At 45.1% G+C, this 20,985-nt stretch carries 21 protein-coding genes and 1 riboswitch; of the genes, 4 read left to right on the forward strand and 17 right to left on the reverse strand.

Features of this window, described 5'->3' with window-relative positions; all coding sequences use genetic code 11:
• Positions 1-159: 159 nt before the first annotated feature.
• Positions 160-906: a peptidoglycan editing factor PgeF gene (gene pgeF, locus L2082_RS11710; RefSeq protein ID WP_446009925.1), complete on the forward strand. Its 747-nt coding sequence runs from the start codon at positions 160-162 to the stop codon at positions 904-906.
• 22 nt (positions 907-928) lie between these two features.
• Here the strand turns inward: pgeF and thiC are convergent, their stop codons facing one another.
• The 16 genes from thiC to serS all read right to left on the reverse strand — a co-directional run bounded on the left by thiC (position 929) and on the right by serS (position 16,256).
• The gene (gene thiC, locus L2082_RS11715; RefSeq protein WP_446009926.1) at positions 929-2,209 is read right to left on the reverse strand and encodes a phosphomethylpyrimidine synthase ThiC; all 1,281 of its coding nucleotides are present in this window, start codon (positions 2,207-2,209) and stop codon (positions 929-931) included.
• The gene (thiE, locus tag L2082_RS11720; protein ID WP_446009927.1) at positions 2,206-3,252 is read right to left on the reverse strand and encodes a thiamine phosphate synthase; all 1,047 of its coding nucleotides are present in this window, start codon (positions 3,250-3,252) and stop codon (positions 2,206-2,208) included. The genes thiC and thiE overlap by 4 nt, the downstream gene beginning before the upstream one ends.
• Before the next feature lie 35 nt (positions 3,253-3,287).
• Complete coding sequence (locus tag L2082_RS11725) at positions 3,288-3,566, reverse strand: YgiT-type zinc finger protein (RefSeq protein ID WP_446009928.1); 279 nt, start codon at positions 3,564-3,566, stop codon at positions 3,288-3,290.
• 147 nt (positions 3,567-3,713) lie between these two features.
• Entirely contained in the window at positions 3,714-5,213 is a 1,500-nt protein-coding gene (locus L2082_RS11730) for an N-6 DNA methylase (RefSeq protein WP_446009929.1), read from the reverse strand.
• The gene (locus L2082_RS11735) at positions 5,213-5,869 is read right to left on the reverse strand and encodes a restriction endonuclease (RefSeq protein ID WP_446009930.1); all 657 of its coding nucleotides are present in this window, start codon (positions 5,867-5,869) and stop codon (positions 5,213-5,215) included. The genes L2082_RS11730 and L2082_RS11735 overlap by 1 nt, the downstream gene beginning before the upstream one ends.
• Positions 5,870-6,280: 411 nt before the next feature.
• Positions 6,281-6,610 carry a type II toxin-antitoxin system HicB family antitoxin gene (locus tag L2082_RS11740; RefSeq protein ID WP_446009931.1) on the reverse strand — a complete coding sequence of 110 codons (330 nt, stop codon included), beginning with the start codon at positions 6,608-6,610 and terminating at the stop codon, positions 6,281-6,283.
• Entirely contained in the window at positions 6,594-7,115 is a 522-nt protein-coding gene (locus tag L2082_RS11745) for a cupin domain-containing protein (protein ID WP_446009932.1), read from the reverse strand. Before L2082_RS11745 ends, L2082_RS11740 begins: the two co-directional genes overlap by 17 nt.
• Before the next feature lie 60 nt (positions 7,116-7,175).
• Positions 7,176-8,963, reverse strand: coding sequence for an acyltransferase family protein (locus tag L2082_RS11750; RefSeq protein WP_446011779.1), 1,788 nt, complete (start codon positions 8,961-8,963; stop codon positions 7,176-7,178).
• 222 nt (positions 8,964-9,185) lie between these two features.
• Positions 9,186-10,634, reverse strand: coding sequence for a protein adenylyltransferase SelO (locus L2082_RS11755; RefSeq protein WP_446009411.1), 1,449 nt, complete (start codon positions 10,632-10,634; stop codon positions 9,186-9,188).
• A gap of 81 nt (positions 10,635-10,715) precedes the next feature.
• On the reverse strand, positions 10,716-10,982 hold the full coding sequence (locus tag L2082_RS11760) for a DUF2283 domain-containing protein (RefSeq protein WP_446009410.1): 267 nt from the start codon (positions 10,980-10,982) through the stop codon (positions 10,716-10,718).
• Complete coding sequence (locus L2082_RS11765) at positions 10,967-11,266, reverse strand: hypothetical protein (RefSeq protein ID WP_446009409.1); 300 nt, start codon at positions 11,264-11,266, stop codon at positions 10,967-10,969. The genes L2082_RS11760 and L2082_RS11765 overlap by 16 nt, the downstream gene beginning before the upstream one ends.
• 134 nt (positions 11,267-11,400) lie before the next feature.
• Positions 11,401-12,186, reverse strand: a complete 786-nt coding sequence (locus L2082_RS11770) for a hypothetical protein (RefSeq protein ID WP_446009408.1) — start codon at positions 12,184-12,186, stop codon at positions 11,401-11,403.
• Between the two features lie 248 nt (positions 12,187-12,434).
• Entirely contained in the window at positions 12,435-13,544 is a 1,110-nt protein-coding gene (gene thiH, locus L2082_RS11775) for a 2-iminoacetate synthase ThiH (protein ID WP_446009407.1), read from the reverse strand.
• Position 13,545: 1 nt separating this feature from the next.
• Complete coding sequence (locus tag L2082_RS11780; protein ID WP_446011780.1) at positions 13,546-14,334, reverse strand: HisA/HisF-related TIM barrel protein; 789 nt, start codon at positions 14,332-14,334, stop codon at positions 13,546-13,548.
• A complete protein-coding gene (thiS, locus tag L2082_RS11785; protein WP_446009405.1) occupies positions 14,334-14,531 on the reverse strand; it encodes a sulfur carrier protein ThiS in 198 nt (65 codons plus the stop codon). Before thiS ends, L2082_RS11780 begins: the two co-directional genes overlap by 1 nt.
• A 208-nt stretch (positions 14,532-14,739) precedes the next feature.
• Positions 14,740-14,845, reverse strand: a riboswitch (TPP riboswitch).
• A 130-nt stretch (positions 14,846-14,975) separates the two neighbouring features.
• On the reverse strand, positions 14,976-16,256 hold the full coding sequence (gene serS / locus L2082_RS11790; protein ID WP_446009404.1) for a serine--tRNA ligase: 1,281 nt from the start codon (positions 16,254-16,256) through the stop codon (positions 14,976-14,978).
• 326 nt (positions 16,257-16,582) lie between these two features.
• Here serS and tatC point away from each other — a divergent pair, with 326 nt between their 5' ends.
• Entirely contained in the window at positions 16,583-17,347 is a 765-nt protein-coding gene (tatC, locus tag L2082_RS11795; protein ID WP_446009403.1) for a twin-arginine translocase subunit TatC, read from the forward strand.
• Positions 17,348-17,389: 42 nt separating this feature from the next.
• Here tatC and L2082_RS11800 read toward each other — a convergent pair whose 3' ends face one another.
• Positions 17,390-17,791, reverse strand: coding sequence for a DUF523 domain-containing protein (locus tag L2082_RS11800; RefSeq protein ID WP_446009402.1), 402 nt, complete (start codon positions 17,789-17,791; stop codon positions 17,390-17,392).
• A 162-nt stretch (positions 17,792-17,953) separates the two neighbouring features.
• Here L2082_RS11800 and L2082_RS11805 point away from each other — a divergent pair, with 162 nt between their 5' ends.
• Together L2082_RS11805 and L2082_RS11810 are read left to right on the forward strand one after the other, a co-directional pair.
• Positions 17,954-18,214: an FtsB family cell division protein gene (locus tag L2082_RS11805; RefSeq protein ID WP_446009401.1), complete on the forward strand. Its 261-nt coding sequence runs from the start codon at positions 17,954-17,956 to the stop codon at positions 18,212-18,214.
• Positions 18,192-20,876: a transporter substrate-binding domain-containing protein gene (locus L2082_RS11810; protein ID WP_446011781.1), complete on the forward strand. Its 2,685-nt coding sequence runs from the start codon at positions 18,192-18,194 to the stop codon at positions 20,874-20,876. Before L2082_RS11805 ends, L2082_RS11810 begins: the two co-directional genes overlap by 23 nt.
• Positions 20,877-20,985: the final 109 nt, after the last annotated feature.

Below are 20,985 nucleotides of genomic sequence, written 5' to 3' on the forward strand. Positions count from 1 at the left end.
ATGCGTAAAATAAGGAGAGAAAAGGACTTAAGGGAGTTAATAGAAGAGCATTTTCATCCAGGTGTTCCAGCTATTTAAGTGGTACCAGAGGGATATGTCAGATAGGAAATTATCAGATCAAAAATATTCAACAAGAGCTTGAACGCGGCAAAACAACAAATGGACACTGATCTGCTCTTTTATACCACCCCTCATATCACCGCACCGCACGCCATGTTCACCCGCCAAGGAGGTGTCAGTCAACCACCGTATACGGGCCTGAACCTCAGCTTCGGCGTTGGTGACGATCCCGAAGCTGTCCGGGAAAACAGAGAAAAGGTGAAACAACAGCTGAATGTACAATATCTGGCCTCGGCTGTGCAGGTACATGGAGATCAGATTGTCCTTGTGGAAGGTCTAAGCACTGATCATGAGTATCAAGGAGCCGATGCCCTGATCACTGGGCAAAGCGGGGTGGGCTTGCTTATCCAGCAGGCTGATTGTCAGGCCGTGCTGCTCCATGATCCCAAACAAAGGGCTATTGCTGCAATCCATAACGGCTGGCGGGGAAGTGTGGCTAATATTATCGCGAAAACCATTGTGGTAATGCAGAAGAAATTCAATATTTCCCCGGAAAATCTACAGGCCGTTATCAGTCCTTCTTTGGGACCGTGTTGTGCGGAATTTAATAATTATCAGCAAGAGCTTCCAGCATCTTTCCAGCAATGGGGGGATGCAAAGAATCATTTTGATTTTTGGGAAATCAGTCGCTGGCAGTTAGAAGAAGCCGGACTGCTCAGCAGCCATATTACGGCAACAGGAATCTGCACTATGTGTCATCAGGACTTTTTTTCTTATCGCCGGGCAATGAAAAGGCAGGAAGGGCAAGGAGTAACAGGGAGGAATGGATCTGTTATTGGGTTGTAGCTGGCCCTTCCGTCTCAAAAAACTACAGTAACCCTTCCACGCGCTTCATTGCACAGAAATCCCCACACATAGTGCAGACATCACCGTCTTTGGGCTTGGAAGAATCACGATAGGCCTGAGCCTTTTCCGGATCAAGGGCCTGGGCAAACTGACCATCCCAATCCAACGTACCCCGAGCCTTGCTCATGGCATTGTCACGGTCAATAGCACCAGGAATACCTTTGGCCAGATCGCCAGCATGGGCCGCAATCTTGGAAGCAATGATTCCTTCTTTGACATCATCAGCTGAAGGCAGGCGCAGATGCTCTGCTGGCGTAACATAGCAAAGAAAGTCTGCCCCGTGCATGGCTGCCAGGGCCCCGCCAATGGCTGAGGTGATATGGTCATAGCCAGGTGCGATATCAGTGACCAAGGGGCCAAGCACATAAAACGGTGCATTATGGCAGAGTTTTTTCTGGAGCTTCATGTTCATTTCCACCTCATGCAGGGGAACATGACCAGGTCCTTCAATCATTACCTGAACCTTGCGTTCCCAGGCCCGCTTGGTCAGCTCACCCAGGGTGATCAGCTCCTCAATCTGCGGGGCGTCAGTGGAATCCTTGATAGCACCAGGTCGCAGACCATCGCCTAAGCTGATGCAGACATCGTGTTTTTCACAGATGTCCAGTAAACGGTCAAAATGCTCATAAAAAGGATTTTCTGTCCCGGTCTTCTTGATCCACTCAAACAGGATAGAGCCGCCCCGGCTGACAATGCCACAAAGGCGGGGGTTGGTAGTAATACTCTGCACGCATTTACTGGTCAGACCGGCATGGATGGTGATAAAATCAATGCCGTTTTCTGCATGAATCTCTACGGTCTTGAACCAATCTTCTATGGTGAGATCTTCTGTGGCCTTGCCGGTTCGGGTCAGGGTATCATAGATGGGCACAGTGCCAATCATCACGGGAACATCCTTGACCAGACGCTTTCTAAAGCCCTCTGTATCACCGGAAACACTGAGATCCATGATTGCATCAGCTTTGAATTTCAAAGCCAGCTCGGCTTTATTCATCTCGCCATCAAAAGAGCAGACATCCTTGGACACGCCCAGGTTGACATTGATCTTGGTTGTCAATCCTTCACCAACGCCACCACCACGTAAATTGGTATGATTACGGTTGGCCGGGATAGCAATATGGCCCTTGGCAACCCGCTCCATAAGCAGGTCTTGAGAAATAGACTCGTTCTCTAACACATCGGCCATCTGCGGGGTAAGTATCCCCTTGCCAGCCGCATCCATTTGGGTGGTATATTCTCTCATATCTCTTCTCCTGATGTAAAAATTTCCTGTATTTCTCTGATTCGTTTTTTGATATCCCTGGCTCCGATAATCTCGGTGACCAGGCAAACCGTTTTGGCTCCGCGTTCCAGCACCTGCGGCAAATTATGACGCTTAATGCCGCCAATAGCCACAAAGGGGATAACGTGATTCTTTGCAACATATTCCAGATATTCCAGCCCCACAGCATCACAGACATCTTCCTTGGTCTGAGTTGTGAAAATCGGTCCTACTCCGATATAATCAGCCCCATCTGCAATGGCCTGTTGAGCCTGTTCCGAAGAATGGGTCGAGCAACCCAGGAGCATGTCCGGGGCAATCTTGCGCAGGGCCTTGATCGGGATATCATCCTGCCCCTGGTGGACACCATCCGCCTCCACCATCAGCGCGATATCGGCATAATCGTTGATGATAAAGGGCACACCTGCATCGCGGGTAATCTGGCGAATAGTTACGCATTCCTCATAAACAGCCTTAATGCTCTTGTCCTTGAGTTTCTCCCGGTACTGTAGCACAGAGACTCCGGCATCCACCATCTCTTGCGCCACCTGCACATTACTGCGCCCCTGGGAAAATTTTTCACCCAAAATACCGTAAATTCCAGCAGGCAGCTGACGGCTGAAAGAGGACATCAATTCCGCCTCAAGTGCATACACGGAAAAACGCAGTTCTTCAATCTGCTTTCCCTGTGTATATTCTCCCTGCGTTTTAAGGATTTCCTCAATGCTTCTGGCTGCCTCCTGAACCCGCTTGAAATTGGACAGCACTGTTTCCTTTATTCCGCTTCGCTGATCCGAGCTTGTATCCAGCTGCGAGGTGGTCTGGCCCACGTCACCACCGGAATCCCTTGCCGCCAACAGAGAGTGCTCACGTCCTTTAAAGAGGTCTCGTACCCTATGCCGCAGGCTGCGAATAGCTGCAGAAAGTTTTTGGTCATCAAGACTGAAACGGGCAATGTCTTCCAGAACCCGCAGTCCTTCGGCGGAACGATTAATGTTTGCGTCAAGTAGTCTGGTGTGATTCATAATGTTTTATTGATTTGTTAGCGACTTCAGCCAAGTTAAGCAGTTGGCTGAACAGATTTATCAGGCCAGTTGGAACCGACCGTAAAGGAAGTTCCAACAGCTTTAAAACAACTGAACTCCTGCTCTCGCAATTTATTTCTGATCAACTCGAAGGTTTGCACCGCTTCTTCAGTATATAACCGTTCACCGCAACGAAGACAGACTTCGGCAGATACTTTCATGGAAACCGTATTGCCGCCTCCTTGAAGCAGTTTTTTTACCTGTTTCTTCTCCAGCTCGCCGCCGCATACGGGACATTCTTTAAATGGCATCATTTTTTCACCCTTGTTTTCCAGTCAATCCACCGTTCAGGATCAGGCCGATAGACCGTGATCAGTACAGCCCATGAATTTTCCGGGTTATAAGCCCAAACGCTGTGGAGTGTCATGCTCCACCTTCAGTCTTAGGGAGTCGTGCTGCCATTAAAATATTGTCAGTTGCTGCGGTGATGATGCCTGTACGCAAGATGAGCAATATTCCGTAAATTTTTCTTTCATTCCCGTAAAATCAGCCAGCTTTCCGATATCTATTCTTTTCAGAATATCCACGTTGACCGGTCGTTTGGCATCGAAAAAAATCAATGCGTGTAAAAAACGTCGGGACTCTTCACTGTTCAGCAATTCTGCAAGAAGAACTGCTTCCTGTTCAGAACCGCAGGGAATAAAATAGCAGGTATCGTCAACCATAATTGGTTTCCCTTCAATATTGCCTACCGGAACAAAGACGAGCTTTTTATACAAAGCAGAAATAGCCACTTTCCAAGGGGTAAAGCTGTATTTTCCTATACCAAAAATTGAAAATCGGTCCCGTTTCTTATAAATACTGCTTTTACGACCATCAAGAATTGATGAATATTTTTCCAGATATGCCCATGTCTCAGGAGCATTCTCCCGTATTTTTCCGGTACTGTCAGATGGTGCTTGCTGGGTTACGAGAAGAAATTTTCGAGGTTCTGCACGATTGTTTCCGAGATCGGATGACTTCAGCAAAGGATAAAGATAGTTATCCTCTATTGCAACGGTCTCATGAAACCCGTTGATCAGCTTTCCTTCTTTTATGGTCAATTCCATTACCTTTGCCGCATCATGCTTAATACCTGACCGCCAGGTATAGCTGCTGCTCCCCTCAATACGAGAGTATTTTTTATAATCGTCTATGTTCGCAATAAGCTCCCTGCCGTGCAAACCGAAACGGGACAGCTTCTTTTCATAAGATACGTCCTGATACACAGCAGCATGATCTGTCCTTTTTTCCAGAGAAATAAACGTTACAAACAGGCAGGCGTCTACAGCAACATTAAAATATTTTTTGGCATCAATACGATGCAGGGAGGAGTCGGAAAGATTCCATTGCGATGCCCAGGCATGTTTCAGGGCTTTTCGGGCGGTCGCAGTCTTGCACAGCATAGCAACACAGGCTGAACGATGCTGCTGCAGACTTTCAAGCAGATTGATCAACATCCATTCTGCAATATCAAAGTTCGCCTTGCCTGTTTTTGCGGCAAACCCTTTTAACTCTTGGAAATTGTTTTTTTTTGGCAGATTGCCACCTTTTATTACTCCCAAGGCCGAATTGGTTACCCACGGCGGATTCCCGATGACCAATATTCTTTTTTTTTCCGTAGAAAAAAAATGCCGCCAATTTTGTAGAAAAAAGTCAGCCGTTTCAAAATGACAGTCCGCTTCAGGCACAATATTCCTCCTACATGTATCAATATAGCCAGGGTTGATGTCAAACCCGTGATATGAAGCTCCTGTCTTCCATACAGCAATGCAGGACTGCACAAAACTGCCCAATCCGCATGTCGGTTCGACAATCATATCCGGTGCCGGAAACACTGTCTGAATAAGTTTTGCCACTTGATCAGCTAATACATCGGGCGTCTGAAAGTCTCCGAATTCTGTTTTCCGTTGTCCCGCCATCAGTACACCTTGGCTATTCCCGGAACAACACCTGCTTCCTGAATCACCCGGCTATATTGCAGCCGCCATTGTAAAGCGTTTGAAATGGTTAGATAGCCGAGTTCAGGTGGATTTCTTATGACTTTTTCAGCTAGCTCCAAAGCCTGAATGTTATCAACCGGGAGCAGACGTTCTGCAAAGAATGCAATAATATCGTCTGTATTTCCGTTATTCTCAATGATCTTCCGTAATCCTGATGTGGTCTGGAAATCAGCGGTTCTGGATTGATCAACAAACACAGCATGATGTATATACAACCTGCCGGTTTTCAGCTTGTTGTCATCAAATTTTTCATACACGAAAACAAGCAGGGCATATCCAAGACCGTAGATCTTTTGTAGTGCATACCGAAAAGGACAGGAGGACTGGGGCTGTTTTATGCTCGTTACCTTAATATCAACAGCCAGTTCGGGAAAATCAATTCCCCTGGCAGAGGAACCGCAAACATATTTATATTTTTCAGCAAGATGACACTGAAATTTATGCTCTAAATATGTGCCGACCGCCTTGCCGTCAGTTACCCCGTACAAAATAGGCTCACTGTGTGCGGATTCAGTTGCAGCGAATTGCCCGGCTTCTTGCCGAAGAAGGTCAAGGGTTAGGTTCTGTTTGGTCATCTGTATGAATTTGTCAGGATTATTGTGTTGTTGTTCGGAGTAATTGATATTTCTTCTTCATCCGTCAGGCTGTAATCATGCCCGTACAATGCTGTCTTCCAGCTGACATGCACAGGATTGCTGATCAGAATCCACTGTCTGCCCCAATACTGTCGTTTTTTTCGCTCTATAGGACTGACTTTTCTCAAGAAAGTAAAGCCGTTATAGTCATCACCAATCAGTAGCAGAATACGAAATTTTTCTGCAATGAATGCCCTGCGTGAAGTTTTATCCGCATCCCATTCAGGACGTTCTTTCTTACAAAGTACCTGATCGGGCCTGACATCAGGATCAATTACTTTTCTGATATTGTTCTGTATCCGGCTGATAGGTAGAGATTATCTGTGCCGAAATACTCAGCACCTTAGCACCTCATCGGCTTAATTTCGAACTCGCCAATCGATTCAGACTCACACCGGCTTCCGCTGCTTTAAGGGCAAGATTTCTATGCACGTCCGGGGGAACACGAACCATAAATTTTCCGCTGAAACGTTTAACAGCTATTGGTTCGGGGACCGATTCGTTGTTGGCCTGCATATCCTGAACAACCTCTGCAACGACATTTCTGATACCTTGTAAAGCGGATTCCTGTGTTTCCGCTAGCCAGCTCAGGCTCGGAAATTCTGAACATAAGCCTACATATTCATTATCGTCCTCTGACCACGTAACCCGATATGTATAATGATCATTTTTGAGTGCCATGCTCTACCTCCAGTCTTTCCCCCTGTTTGATAAATGCATCCAGTAGCGGCTTTATATCTGGGAAAAATTGCTGAATTTGCTGTTCTGTGGCAATTTCATTATCCGCATATTCAAAACCCGGCGAGACAGCCTCGCTGATTAAGGCGTAATCTCCGTCGCAAATCCGGGATGCCTTCCACCAACCGCCTGGCACTAACAATTGCAAATTTTCTCCGTTGGCGATATCGGGGCCGAGAATCTTCTCAGAAAGCACACCCTCCGGGGAAGTAAGGGTGTACTTGATGGATGCGCCGAGGTGGTGATAATGAAGGATGTCAGATTTGTTTCTATGTAGAAATCCGCCCGGATTATCCTGTGTCAGCATATAATAAATGGAGGTCAGCAGCATTCTGCTACCGTTTTCCGTGTTGCAAGACAGGTTAGATTCGTAAGTTCTACGGAAATAGCCGCCTTCTGTGGGATGTGGTTCAAGGCCGAGGAGGTTGATAATATCGTTCGGAGTCATGGGAATTATTCTGTAGCGTGAAGTTTCCAGGAATCTTGTAATTTCCTTAAACAGATTTAATTAGTTAAAAATATCTCGTCCTGAATCAGCCTTAATAAATCGTTTTGCAAAAAAGTCGCCTGCATAGTTATTTATATGAAAAGTATCAAGGAATAAAGCAATGCCGTCATGAGAGCATATATATTCACCTTCTTTATTTCTTTGAAGGTCATAAATATTTATACTTTTCGCGTTTAATTCTTTAAGAACACTGTCAATAGCTTCATATCCTTGATCTGTAGTAAACGGTTTTTGCGCTATACATTGAAATGCACTATTAGTATCATTTACAAAAAGATTATTAAATCTGAATAATTGTTTTTTATCTATTGCTTTATTATACTTCGCTCCTTTTATAAATACAATTTGGGTATGTTTGGAGAGTTCTTTATATTCTTCAACCAGATTGTCTTTATTTACACCCAGCCACGGATAATAGAGTATCAAATAGTCATATTTCTCTTCCATAATAGTTTGATACAGCTTTTCAGTCTTTATATTGTCTCCGAATACATAATAAAAATCAGATTTTATATTATAGTGCGCTGTAATTTTATCAATAAAAACAAGCCCTCCACTACGAACAAAAGAATTGCCCAATACCAAAGCGGTTTTAGTCTTATCATTTATTTTTGTACTGGAACAGTTTGTTAATAGTTTTCCTTTACTGTTCAAACAACGTTGATATTGATTTCCTATTATTAAATTTGCTAGTTCTGAACGATACAATAAAGGATTCAGGGTAATTTTTTTATAAAGAGAGTTAACAATTGGGATATTAATTGTCTGGTTTTTCTTATAATACACTATTGCTATAGAAAACACCAAAGGAAGTATAATTGATAGAAATGTATAATTCCCATAGTTCTTTGATGTAAATTTCTTCTCTATCGCAGCGTATGAAAATGATGACAATATAAATAAAATAACTATCAGTATGCTTATGTTGAAAACATTGTTTTGAATATGCCAATGCGAAAAAAACAAAAACAAAGGATAATGCCATAAATACAAAGAATACGATATCAAGCCAGTTAATATGAATGGCTTGTATATTTTCTCGTCTCCGATTTTACCAAAAAGAAGTGCTATCATCGTGAATAATACCACGAAAACATTGTATCGGTTTGGATATGTTGTTACCTCCATATCAATAAAGCTCAATACTACCAGAGAAAATAATGCTATAAAAAATATGGAGTTATTTTTCTTGACCTTATTATTTACCAGATAAGCTACTATTCCAGAGCTAAATGCTAACATTCTTCCCAATGAATTATAATAACTTAAGTCTGATGAAAGAATGAACATGGAGAGAATTACCAACCCTATTGCAATAGGAAAGATATTTTCCTTTGTTTTCTTGCTTAACATTAATAATGGAAAAATCAGATAGAACTGCAGCTCTATAGAAATGCTCCATAAATGCAGCAAGTAATTATTTTTATTGTCTCCAAAATAATCTAAGTTGATTGATTCTGCCTTAAAGTTTGACGTAAAGACCATCGTATCTCTAAACATCTGTAATGTTTCCAGCTCAAGATATTCAATCAGGGAAAGAAAAAACATCACTGTAAGAGAAACAAAGAGAACTGCCGGATATATCCGCATTATTCTCTTTATATAGAATTGCTTTAAACTTTTTACATCTTTAATCCTTTTTAAAGATATTAAAGAGATGAGATACCCTGATATAACAAAGAAAATATCAACTCCAATATAGCCAGATTTCAGGATGTTACTATTGAAGTGGAATATAAGGACGAGCAGTACCGCAACTGATCTGAGGATTGTTATATGATTGAGCATGAAATAATTCTTAAAAAAAGGTCAGGTGTACACCTCTGGACATTCTGGAGTTCGCTCAGAAAACCTTCCTGAGAATGTCAAAATTGGCATTGCTCCGCAGGAGCTTTTTCATGGCCCAGCCGAAGCTGATGAGTTTTCGTGCCATACTAATATATGAACTTCTCATTTTACCATTCTCAAGCAGTAAATCCCGCTCAGTTTCTTCGCCAGTGCATAACAGTCTTAGGTCCCACAGTATGTCTGTCTCACAATTTCATTTTTCTTAGGTGGTATGGCGAACTCAGCAAGTGCCTCATTTTTCTCAAATGGTTTTTTCCCAGCTTCGAGCATCTGGAAAAACGGCTCGTCATTTCCCTGATAGCATGACTGAATAACCCGTTCCACCTGATGATTGCGGGGAATGATCAGCGGATTTACAGTATTCAATGGTTCAACATCCGGCTCATGCGCTTTCCATTTTTCAGTGAAGGCAGAAAGCTCTGTTGTCTGCGGGAAAAAATCTGTTTGATTGCAATAGAGTTCTGGCAGATTTCTGAAAGCTAAGGTGAAGTCCAATTGTTCATTTTCACAATACGCTAAAAAAAGGTAAACCAATTCCGTCTGCTCAACCCCTGGTGGCAATCCCAATTTTGCAGTCATCACTTTGTGTTCAGCCTTATCGAGCATTTCCATTTTTCCTTCCAAAGCCGTTGTGAGGAGCTGTATAGATTGCGCTTCATCATCTCGAATCAATGGAACAAAACATTCTGCCAGCCGGAAAAGGTTCCACTTGGCAATAGCTGTTTGGTTTGCGTAGCTGTACCTGCCGTCTCGATCAATGGAGCTGAATACCTTATCGTATGAAAATTGATCCATGAAGGCACAAGGGCCATAGTCGATTGTAATCCCGATAACTGAAAAGTTATCAGTGTTCATCACTCCATGAATGAAGCCCAGTGACTTCCAGTGTGCGATGAGTTCCGCCTGCCTGCACGTAAGCATTTGTAACATCCCTATACATTGATCGGCCACTGGTAAATTCTGAAGTTCTGGATAGAAGCGCTCAACAACATACTTAAGCAATATTTCTATGGCTTCTAAATCATTTTTAAAAGCAAAATATTGAAACGTGCCGACCCTCACATGCGTGGGGGCAACACGGGTAAAGACTCCTCCCGGTTCCGGACCGAATTGGCGAATTACTTCCTCCCCTGTTCGCACTGCTGCCAGGGCACGAGTGGTCGGCACTCCCAGTGCCGCCATTGCTTCACTCACCAGGTATTCTCTGATGACCGGACCAAGTGAGGAACGACCGTCTCCATTTCTGGCGAATGGTGTCCGCCCGGAACCTTTGAGCTGCAATTCAACCCCGTTGGTTTCTCCAAGATAATGGGCTCGTCCGTCTCCTAATTCCGGGACTGGTTGACCAAATTGAAAGCCAGCATAAGCCTGGGATAAGGGTTCTGAACCGGGAAGAATTTTCTGGCCTGAAAAAACTTGAGCGAGATCATCATCTGAGTATACACTTTCTTCAGCTCCGGTTTCCATTCCAGGAACTGGAGCGGCAATTTCCAACTCAGCGGCAAGCTCGGAATTAAAGGCCAACAGTGTTGGGTCAGGGAAATTGGCGGGCTTATTGCGCTTGAAAAACCTTTCTGGAAGTTTTGAATAGGTGTTGTTGAAATAAATCATGGTGAACGCGCGGAGGTTAATTCATGGCCCAGTCGAAGCTGATGATCATGCCGGTCGGTGCGGGAATGCGCCCTGCACGGGCTATAATGCTATACCGTTTTTTTGAGTGCTTGCGTTCATGATAGTTATCCCAACAATCTCATTATCATCTTTCCTGAGCAACACGTCCTCACTGATCTCAACAGTATTGTTTGCTCGCTGCGGTTTACGGAAGCTCATATATAAAACATCCGCTTCTTCGTCATAATCAATCCAAGTGTTACGAGCTTGAAGTCTCATTATATCGTGGGCCATGACTAAACAATGTGCAACGAACTTGTCGGTATCCTGAATTAACTTTGTCGCCATATAATTTCTCCTTTGGGTTTTGTAGACAGGAAATATGCTGTTATAATAAACCCATCATTTTTTGAAACTTCTCGGTACACCACAACCAACCACTTTTTCTTCCCGAAGTTCTTTGCGGCTTTAAGGCTACCGTTATTTCCATGAATGATAATATCCGGTTTTTCAACAACATTCAGAGTCTCGTGAAAATAACTCGCCAGTTCGTCATGGTTCTCTGTGATATGATACCATCTTTCGTAAGTAAGCCTGATCGGGACTCCCTTTACGGAATATGCAATATCCATTAAAATGCTCCAATTATCTGCTGAGAATATCCTTTTTTCGTCTGACGTGCAAGATGCTGAGGGAGAGCATAATAGCCGCCTTCTGTGGGGTGGGGGGCAAGGCCGAGGTAGGTGATGATTTCGTCTACTGTCATTTATTTGTGTTTAAGCAGCAGATCAGCTATTCGTTCCAATTTTGCTGTTGCGGCGGTCACCTCTCCCAGCAAATCAAGGTCACCCGAAGTAACGTGCCTATTGTCCTTTGAATGAATACATCTGTTTCTGAGTTTTCTAAGGACTCCAAAATGATCAGGCACGAAATTGGTATCAAAATCGACCATGAAATCGGCTACATTTTGATCGAATTGATCCCCTCTCCCGTTAAAGAAACTTTCGACCACCTTGTACAACCTTTCATATTTACTGATGGGGTCATCAGTGTTCTTTGCATCTGTAAAGTTTGCGTATGCATTCGCATGGTTAAATTGTTTTGTTAACTGGTCGAAACTGACCACACCTACGCTTTCGATCCCCGAACAGTAAATAGTTTCGTATATCTTATTGCAATTATTCCAATGTTCTTCTTCCTCTCGTGTTTCAGGCGATATAGTCGGCTCAATCTGTGTTAGCTTGTCAATATCAAGAGCAGTTCTTCCCGTTTGCACTTGAATATAATTATAGATAAAGCGCATTACGTTGAAGGCTCTGTTATTAACATCTGGATAACTTGGGTTTATTACGGTTCTTTTACCTTTCGACTCTTTTTTTTCAATAAGCTTTATCGGCAGTCCTGTATATATCACCGTAACCTTCTTGAGCAGATTATCTGAGCCGACCTCAATGCAAACATCAGCGTTATCAAGAGGCATCTTGTCAGGCATTGCCGAAGCAGGATCAATATGCACTCCTACCGTTGGCTCTACACAATATTCTGCTTTCATGTCAGTCTCCCGGAATTAATTTTACATAAAGTTCAGTTATTGCACAGATGTCAGCCTGCTCTGGCCCATCGCCGTCGCATCTCTCTATACCACTGCAAAAAGATACCTATCACGGCAGCGTCATCATAGGTATCATGCCTACGCCGTTATATGTATAACGACTTTGCCGTATCGAGTATAACGGCACTGCCGTCATACGTATCATGGCAGCGTCATTATATCTATCACGACAAATTCATCATACGGAATCACACCAACTCCCAATCCTTAAACACCGGTTGATACCCACTCTCCCGGATCATCTCCGCCACCTCGTCCACGCTCCGATCATCGGTCACCTCAAATTGGACCGTGGCATCGTCATGATCCTTCAGGGAATACTCACCAACCCCGGTCTTGGAACCGGAGGAAAAACGGGTAGCACCGAGATGGATCAAACGATCCCGGAATTCTGCAGATTCACGGGTGGAAATAGTGATACCCAGTCGGGGCATAAAAAGCCGCCAGGCCAGCATGAATTGGACAAAATCAATATCGGACAAAATATTCTTCGGTTCAATAATCCCCTTGGCTCTGGTCATCCGGGGCAGGGACAGCGAAATCTCCACATCCGGGAACTCCTGCTCCAGCCATCGAGCATGCAAGGCTGCAATGCAGGCCTCTTTACGGGGTTCTCCCAAACCATACAGTGCCCCGATATTCAAGGCCCTGAAGCCCGTCTTTGCGCCCCGCTCCGGGGTCAACAAACGGTACTTATAATCTGCCTTTCGTCCCTTGGGATGAACCTCTTTATAGATATCCCGATCATAAACCTCCTGATACACTGTCAGGGAATCTGCTCCGGCCTTGCACAGCACCTGGTACTCTTCCTCATCCATAGGGAAAATTTCCAGGGCAATAGAGGAAAAATACTTTTTCATGATTTTAACCGCCTCTTCGAGATAAGACAGAGGGGTCTGGGACGGGGCTTCACCTGTAAGAAGGAGGATATGACGTATACCAGTGGCAGCAATGGCATCGGCCTCGCGCTCAATCTCTTCCAAAGAGAGCTTGGTTCGAGGGAAATCCACACCCGCATTAAAACCGCAATAGGTACAGAGGTTGGAGCAATGATCCGAAATATACAGGGGTGCGTACAGGCTGATAATATTTCCAAAGTACTGACGGGTCATCTGGCGGGCCTTTTGCGCCATTTCCTCCAGAAAATCCTGTGCTGTCAGAGAGAGCAGGTTGAGCAGGTCGCACTGGTCCTGCTCATCCCGATCTAAGGAATTACGCACATCCTCGGGCCGCACCGAACGAAAATATTCCACAAAATCAAAGGAATCCAGACGAATGATTTCATCATGAAAGGACATATTATGGCCTCAAGAATCCGGTAAGAGGTGAGGAGGCTTCCGCATAGGTCCTTTTACCAGCCATCTGCGCCAAATAAGCCATCCGACCCGCCTGGACAGCCAAGGCAAAGGCCTTGCCTGCAGCGATAGGATCATGACTGGTGGCAATAGCGGTATTCACCAGAACCGCATCTGCACCCATTTCCATGGCCTCAGCTGCCTGGGAAGGTCTGCCGATTCCGGCATCCACCACCACGGGCACCTTGCTGATCTCAATAATCCGCTTGATCATTGGCTTCATCTCCAGCCCCCGATTGGTTCCGATGGGTGCGCCCAACGGCATAATGGCAGCGGCCCCGGCATCGTGGAGCTGTTTGGTCACGGTGATGTCCGGCATCATATAGGGCAGGACAATAAAGCCTTCCTGAGCCAGGATTTCGGTGGCCTTGAGCGTACCTGCGTTATCCGGCAGCAGATACTTCATGTCTGTGATTACCTCAATCTTGATAAAATCACCGCACCCTGCTTCACGGGCAATCCGGGCGATGCGGACAGCCTCATCAGCTGTCCGGGCACCCGAGGTATTGGGCAGAATCCGCACTGACTTGGGAATGTACTGGAGAATGTCCTTTTCCTTGGCCTTAGGATCAACCCTGCGCAGGGCAACAGTGATCAACTCGGAGCCGCTGGCCTCCAGCATGGGTTCGATGATATCACGCGAGGAAAATTTACCGGTCCCGGTGAGCAGGCGGCTGGAAAAAGCCACATCGCCAAAATACAGGGTATCATCTTCTGCTTTTATTGTGGACATCATCCTCCTCCTACAAAACTGAGCAATTCCACTGTATCGCCTTCAGCAAGGACGGTCTGCTCCCAGTCCTCTTTTTTTATCAGCTGTAAATTGACTTCTGCAATCACGCTGTCCGGGGCAAAACCCTTTTCCTTCACCATTGCAAGCAGGGTCGGGCCACTGATTGCTGTCTCTTCGCCGTTTAGAATAATATGCATAAAAATATAAACAAGATAAAGGGAAGATTTGCGTGTCTGCCCTTTATTTCTCAAGTGGTGATAAGAGTAAACACACAGGTTTCCCCTTGTATCTTAATAGCATTTTAATAACAGGGCGAGCGCCGGGGCGCCTCTACGCCACTCGAAATATTACAAAATCACAAGAAATGCAGGGAGAGGAAGAAAGAAGGGCAAAAAAGGAACTTCTGCGAGGCTTTCATCACTATCCCTACGACGGTACGAACCGCATCAGGTTCCAAGGGTTGAGGCACGAACCTCTCTCAGCTTTGTCCAAAGCACCCCCAGTGAAACATAGACCAATTTCTACTGTATTTGTTTATCTGTTGTCAAGGGCAAAACATATTGCAGCACATCAACGGGTCCCAACCTTGCCCGCAGACCGGGAGGGGAATCTATGTCATAAGCTGTACTCGACTCCTCTGTCTAATCTTCCGAAAACCGATCTGTAAAATAGGGTTCAAGCACCGTAGGCACCTGGACAGTTCCGTCTTCCTGCTGGTAATTTTCCAGAATAGCCAGCAAAGCGCGGCCAACAGCCAGGCCAGAACCGTTCAGGGTGTGGACCAAGCGGCTCTTTTTCTCACCCTCAGGACGATAACGGATACCTGCCCGACGGGCCTGAAAGTCCAGAAAATTAGAGCAGGAGGAAATTTCCCGATAGGTGTTCTGGCCAGGCAACCAAACCTCAATATCATAGGTCTTGGTCGCAGAAAAACCCAGATCACCAGAACAGAGGCAGACCACCCGATACGGTATCTCCAACAACTGCAACACTTCTTCAGCATCAGCCAGCAGGGATTCCAGCTCATCTGCAGAGGTCTCTGGGGTGGCAAATTTGACCAGCTCCACCTTGTCAAACTGATGTTGACGGATCAGGCCACGGGTATCTTTGCCATAAGAACCAGCTTCAGAGCGGAAGCAAGGGGTGTAGGCTGTATATTTCAGGGGGAGATCAGCTTCTGTCAGGGTTTCATCGCTGTGAATATTGGTCAGCGGAACCTCGGCTGTGGGGATCAGCCAGAGATCCCAGTCCTCTATCTTGAAAAGGTCTTCCTTAAACTTGGGTAACTGGCCAGTGCCGGTCATGGCCTTGGAATTGACCATAAACGGAGGCAGCATTTCTGTGTACCCGTGCTTCTGGGTGTGGAGATCCAGAAAAAAATTGGTCAGGGTTCGGGAAAGCCTGGAGGCAAAACCCTTGAGCAGAGAAAAACGTGCTCCTGATAATTTGGCAGCTGTTTCAAAATCCAGGATGCCTTGGTCCTCACCAATCTCCCAATGGGGCTTGGGTGTAAAAGAAAATTCAGGGATTTTGCCCCAGGTCCGAATCTCCACATTGTTACTGTCATCAGTGCCTTGGGGCACGGAATCATCACAGAGATTAGGGATTGCCATGACTACCTGCTCAAGTTTTTCCTGAACTCCGGCCAGCTCCTTGTCCATTTCTTTAATGCGTTCAGAGACCTCCCGCATTTCCGTGATCAGTGGTTCAGCCTGCTCATGCTCACCCGCCTTCTTGAGCGAAGCAATCTCTTTTGAAACTGTATTGCGCCGATTTTTGAGCTGCTCAACTTCGGCCAGCAGGGACAGTCGTTGACCATCAATTGCTGTAAATTTTTCAATCAGGTCAGTATTCATTCCCCGATAAAGGCATTTCTCTCGAACAAGGTCGATGTTTTCCCGGATAAAACGTAATTCAAGCATGGGTATAGTATCTATTGGGTATTTATTGGGTGATAAATAAATTATATAATTAAGGACGCTCCACTTGTTCCAGCAGGCTGGAACAAGAAGGCATACAGCAAGCTCATTGTCTTAGCATGACCGACAATATTCAGCAACGGTTATGTCAATCAGGCGCTATTCAATTGCTTTTACCGGTGAGGTTTGCTACATAGTAAGTGGCGTTTCTTGGTATTTTGGGGGTCAAATTTTGTGTCTATTCATTATCCGCGTTCAGGTATTCTTCAGCCTTTAATAGTACTGATAGATCGGGTCGTTCAACGGTAAATTAATCAGCAAAGGTCCTTGTGCAACATTACACTAATCTTGTTATTTTTTTAGAAGAGTTGCGGAAATCACTTCGCATGCTGGGTATCAGCCTTATCCTGTTGACCATTGCGATTTTTATTCTTTCCAGCGGTCTCATTATCGTATTTCAGGAACATTTACGGGAAAAGCTCTATTTTTTTTCTGTGGCAGGGCCTTTTCTGGCCCATGTCAAAGTGGCTTTTTTCGGGGCTGTGTATACCCTTATGCCCTTGCTGATGTTTGTGTTTTGGAAGGCAATGGGAAAACCCTTTGCAGTAACAGGAAAGAAACTATTCGGCTTTGTTTGTGCCACCTGCTTTCTTTTTTACAGCGGTACCCTGTTCTGCTATTTTATCACCTTACCCTATGGGGTTGAATTTCTTCTCGGGTTTCAGTCTGAAAGTATGAAACCGGTTATTTCTGTTGGCCGTTTTATTAGCTTTGTGACTGTTTTTATCCTGGCCTTTGGCGCTATTTTTGAACTGCCGGTCTTTATGGTCTTTTCAGCCCAGGTAGGAATATTTTCCCATCAGACCTTTACAAAGAACCGTCGTTTTGCTGTGCTTGGCATTGCTATTTTGGCAGCCCTGCTCACTCCCACTCCTGATGTAGTGAATATGGCCTTGATGGGTGGCCCACTGTATCTGCTCTATGAAGCGGGTATCCTGGTCATTCGTCTTTTACGTATTGACGAGAAACGAACTGCTTTACACGAAAGCAAAGAGAGTGGACAGAGTGAACAGGAACGATCTGAACATGATTGAACATAAAAAGGGGGCTACAACGACTATTTTTTGTACAAGGTATTAAAATTCAACGAGCTTAATGCCATGTGATTCCAACAACGCTGCTGTTACACCAAGTTTTTTTACTCCACAGGAAGGGCTTCGGGCCTTAAGAAGGGCAAGGCGGATATCCTGGTCCCTGGCAATTTTCAGGACAGCTTCAGCACCAGCAATAAATTCATTGGTGACATCCTCTTTGTTCTGTGTGATAACAGAGGCAAATCCAGTCAGGACATCCATTCCATCTCCCCCAACCAGATCCGCAGCCGGACGAGGCGTGGGGAGTCCACCAAGTTGTTCAGGGCATACAGGAATGTATATAAAATTATCAAGATATCTCAGGCAGTGCGCACTGGGTTTACTCTGTCCGTCATAACGGGTACACAGACCGACCAGACAACTGCTGATAAGGCATTTTTTCATAAAAATCTCCTCTCCCTTCTGGAGAACGGGAGTACGATGGGGCAGAACACTAAAACATGACATTCGCAAAAGACATTGCAGAGAAAAATACGAGACCGGCCCAAAAGAAGGCAGAGTAACGGGCTCAGCTTACGAGAAAAAAGAGCATTTCGTCGTATTCTGATGACTGTTTTTTTCTTAGGATTTTTTTTCCTCTTATTTGCCCCTCAATGCAGCCTGTATTCATATTACAAGATAGAAAAAAAGTCAAACAGACTGGCTGAGGAGAATAAGAGGCTACGCCTGGAAAAAGCAGCATTGGAAAAAGAAATAGATCAACTCTTACATGATAAGAACTACCTGGAAAAGGTAGCTCGGGAAAAATATGGGCTCCTGAAAAAAAATGAGGAAGTATACTATCTTGAGCCGCAGACTAAAAAATAATTTTTTTTATCTTGCTGTTATACTAACCCTGTCATTATTCAATAATTCTTTTATCAGCACAGGTTGGGCAAAAAACGGAGATGCTGTTGAACTTTCTCCGGAAGAACGTCACTGGCTGGAGCAGCATCCTCAGATAACCTTGGGATATACGCTGGATCTTCCCCCGGTACTGGTAACGCAGGGAGAAAAGCAACTTGCCGGTATCCTGCCGGAGTATCTTTCTCTGCTTAACAAAAAACTGGGTATTGATATCCAACTGGCTGTTGATCCCTGGCCCAAAGTCATCCGCCGAGCCAGAAAACATGAAATTGACGGGCTTGGCCCGAGCTTTCCTTTAGAATCCCGCAGGAAATATTTTCGTTTCACCCAACCTCTTTTTTCTCATTACCATTGTCTCTATGTCCGTTCAGATGAAACAGGGCGTTTTAAACAGCTCTCTGATCTCAAGGGACTGCGTGTCGGATATACGGAAAGTATTGCTGTTGAAAAAGAGTTATTGGATCGGTATAAGGAAATTGTTCCTATAGCACTAAAAAATAATGAAGCCCTGGCAGCAGCCCTGCTGAACAGAGAGGTTGATGCTGTTTATGCTAATATTACTTTGGAATATTGGCGAAAGCAGAATGTGCAGCCCGGTTTTGGGATAGCCGCTATCATTCCTGAGAGTCGTCTGCCAGTGGTTTTTTCTATCCGAAAAGACTGGCCAGAGCTGGTGTCCATCCTGAATAAGGGCTTATCGGCCATCTCTGCTCAGGAAAAACAACAGATTCTCAACCGCTGGCTCGGAGAACAGGTTGCGGTTCAAGGCATTCAAACAGATTTTCTTAATTTGACCTCAGAGGAACGGGATTGGATTGCACAACATCCTGTATTTCGGGTCGGCTCATTTTCTCTTCCTCCCTATATTATTCATAATAGCTCAGGAAAGATTACCGGTTATATGCCAGAGTTGCTACGCGCAATCAGTGCTCAGGTCGGATTGACTCCGGATTTTATTCTGTCCGACCAGGTTTCTGAAGTGCTGGACCAGGCTGAACAGGGAAGAATTGAGGTTGCAATGGCCATGATACAAACTGAGGAACGGGCCCGACTCTTCACCTTTTCTGCGAAAACCATGCCGTTGAACATGGCAATTTTCGCCCGTGTTGATGATCAGAGCATCAGTGATCTTGCTTCGTTACGGGAAAAACGTATTGCCTCGTATCATGATTATGCCATGAACCGTGTGCTCCAGGAGCAATTGCCGGATGCGACCCTGGTTATGACTGATACTGCCGTGGATATGCTGCAATTGGTAGTTCGGGGACAGGCTGATGCGGCTATTCAGGAACTGCACAGCGGGCAATACATGCAGCGAAATTACTATCTCAATAATCTTGAGGTGAAAGGGTATGCTCAGTTCCGTGGAATTGAAGAACTTCAGGGACATTCCTACCTTGTACGTCAGGATCTGCCTTTGCTGCAATCTATCCTGGATAAAGCCTATCTTTCTCTCAGTGAAGAAGATAAACAGAAGATTTGGAAAAAATGGTTGGGCAGTAGGTCTGCGGATATCCGTCAGCCTCTTTTCACGCTTGAGGAAAAGCAATGGCTGGCTGCACACCCAATAATCCCTTTTTCTTTTGATCCTGCCTGGGCACCGGTTGAGTTTACTGATGAGCAAGGTCATGCTCAGGGTATTTCCTACGACTACCTGCATCGTCTGGAAGAAATTTTGCGTGTCCGATTTAAGCCGATTTCTGTTGAATCCTGGCAGCAGTCTTTGCAGCGGATAAAGGATGGTGATGCCCTGCTGCTGCCCGCAATGGCTGAGACTGAAGAACGAAAAAAGCATTTTTTGTTCACCGAATCCTCCTATCTCTCTTTGCCGGTGGCTATTTTTTCAGCCGCCAAGGTAGCGTATCTGGGGGATTTGGATGCTCTGGAGGGGGGAAAAGTGGCTGTAGTGGACGGATATGCGGTTCAGGAATGGCTGCGACGGGATTACCCCCAATTCGAGCTGGTTCCGGCGAAGACCATTACCGAGGCATTGCAATTGGTGGCGCAAGGCAAAGCCTTTGCCTTTGTTGGTGCTCTCCTGCCGACCAGCTATTATATCGGTCAAACCGGGCTCACCCAAATCCGGGTAGCAGGTGAAACATCCTATTCCTATAATCTGCGTATGGCTGTTACCAACACAGAGCCTGTTTTGCGCAGTATTCTCGCAAAAGGAATGAATGTGATTACCAAGCGTGAACATGATGCCATCTATCATCGCTGGATTTCTGTTCAATATACACATCGTGTTGATTACCGTCTTCTTTTTACGATAGTGGTAGCAGCAGGAATTATTTTCTTCCTGTTCAGTTGTTGGACTTGGCGTATACTGAAAGAGGTGAGACTGCGGCGGCAAACCGAAGAAGCCTTGCGGAACAACGAGAGAGAATTACGTCAGGCCAGGGATGCAGCGGAATCAGCAGCAAGAGCCAAGTCAGAATTTCTCGCTACCATGAGTCATGAGATCCGAACGCCTATGAATGCGATTATTAACCTGACTCGTTTGTTGCTGGACACTCGTTTGAATAGTGATCAGCGTAAATATGCGGAAATTTCCATGAACTCTTCTGAGATACTTCTTTCGCTGATCAATGATATCCTTGATTTCCAGCAATTCAGCTCGTAAAAAAACACCTAAACATTCAAGCGGGATAACTTAATTACCGAAATTTTTTTTTCCAGCTATTTTCGACTTGACGATTGTCTATTTGTTTGGTGAGATGAAAAAATCAAAC

This window comes from Candidatus Electrothrix sp., from assembly GCF_052785085.1.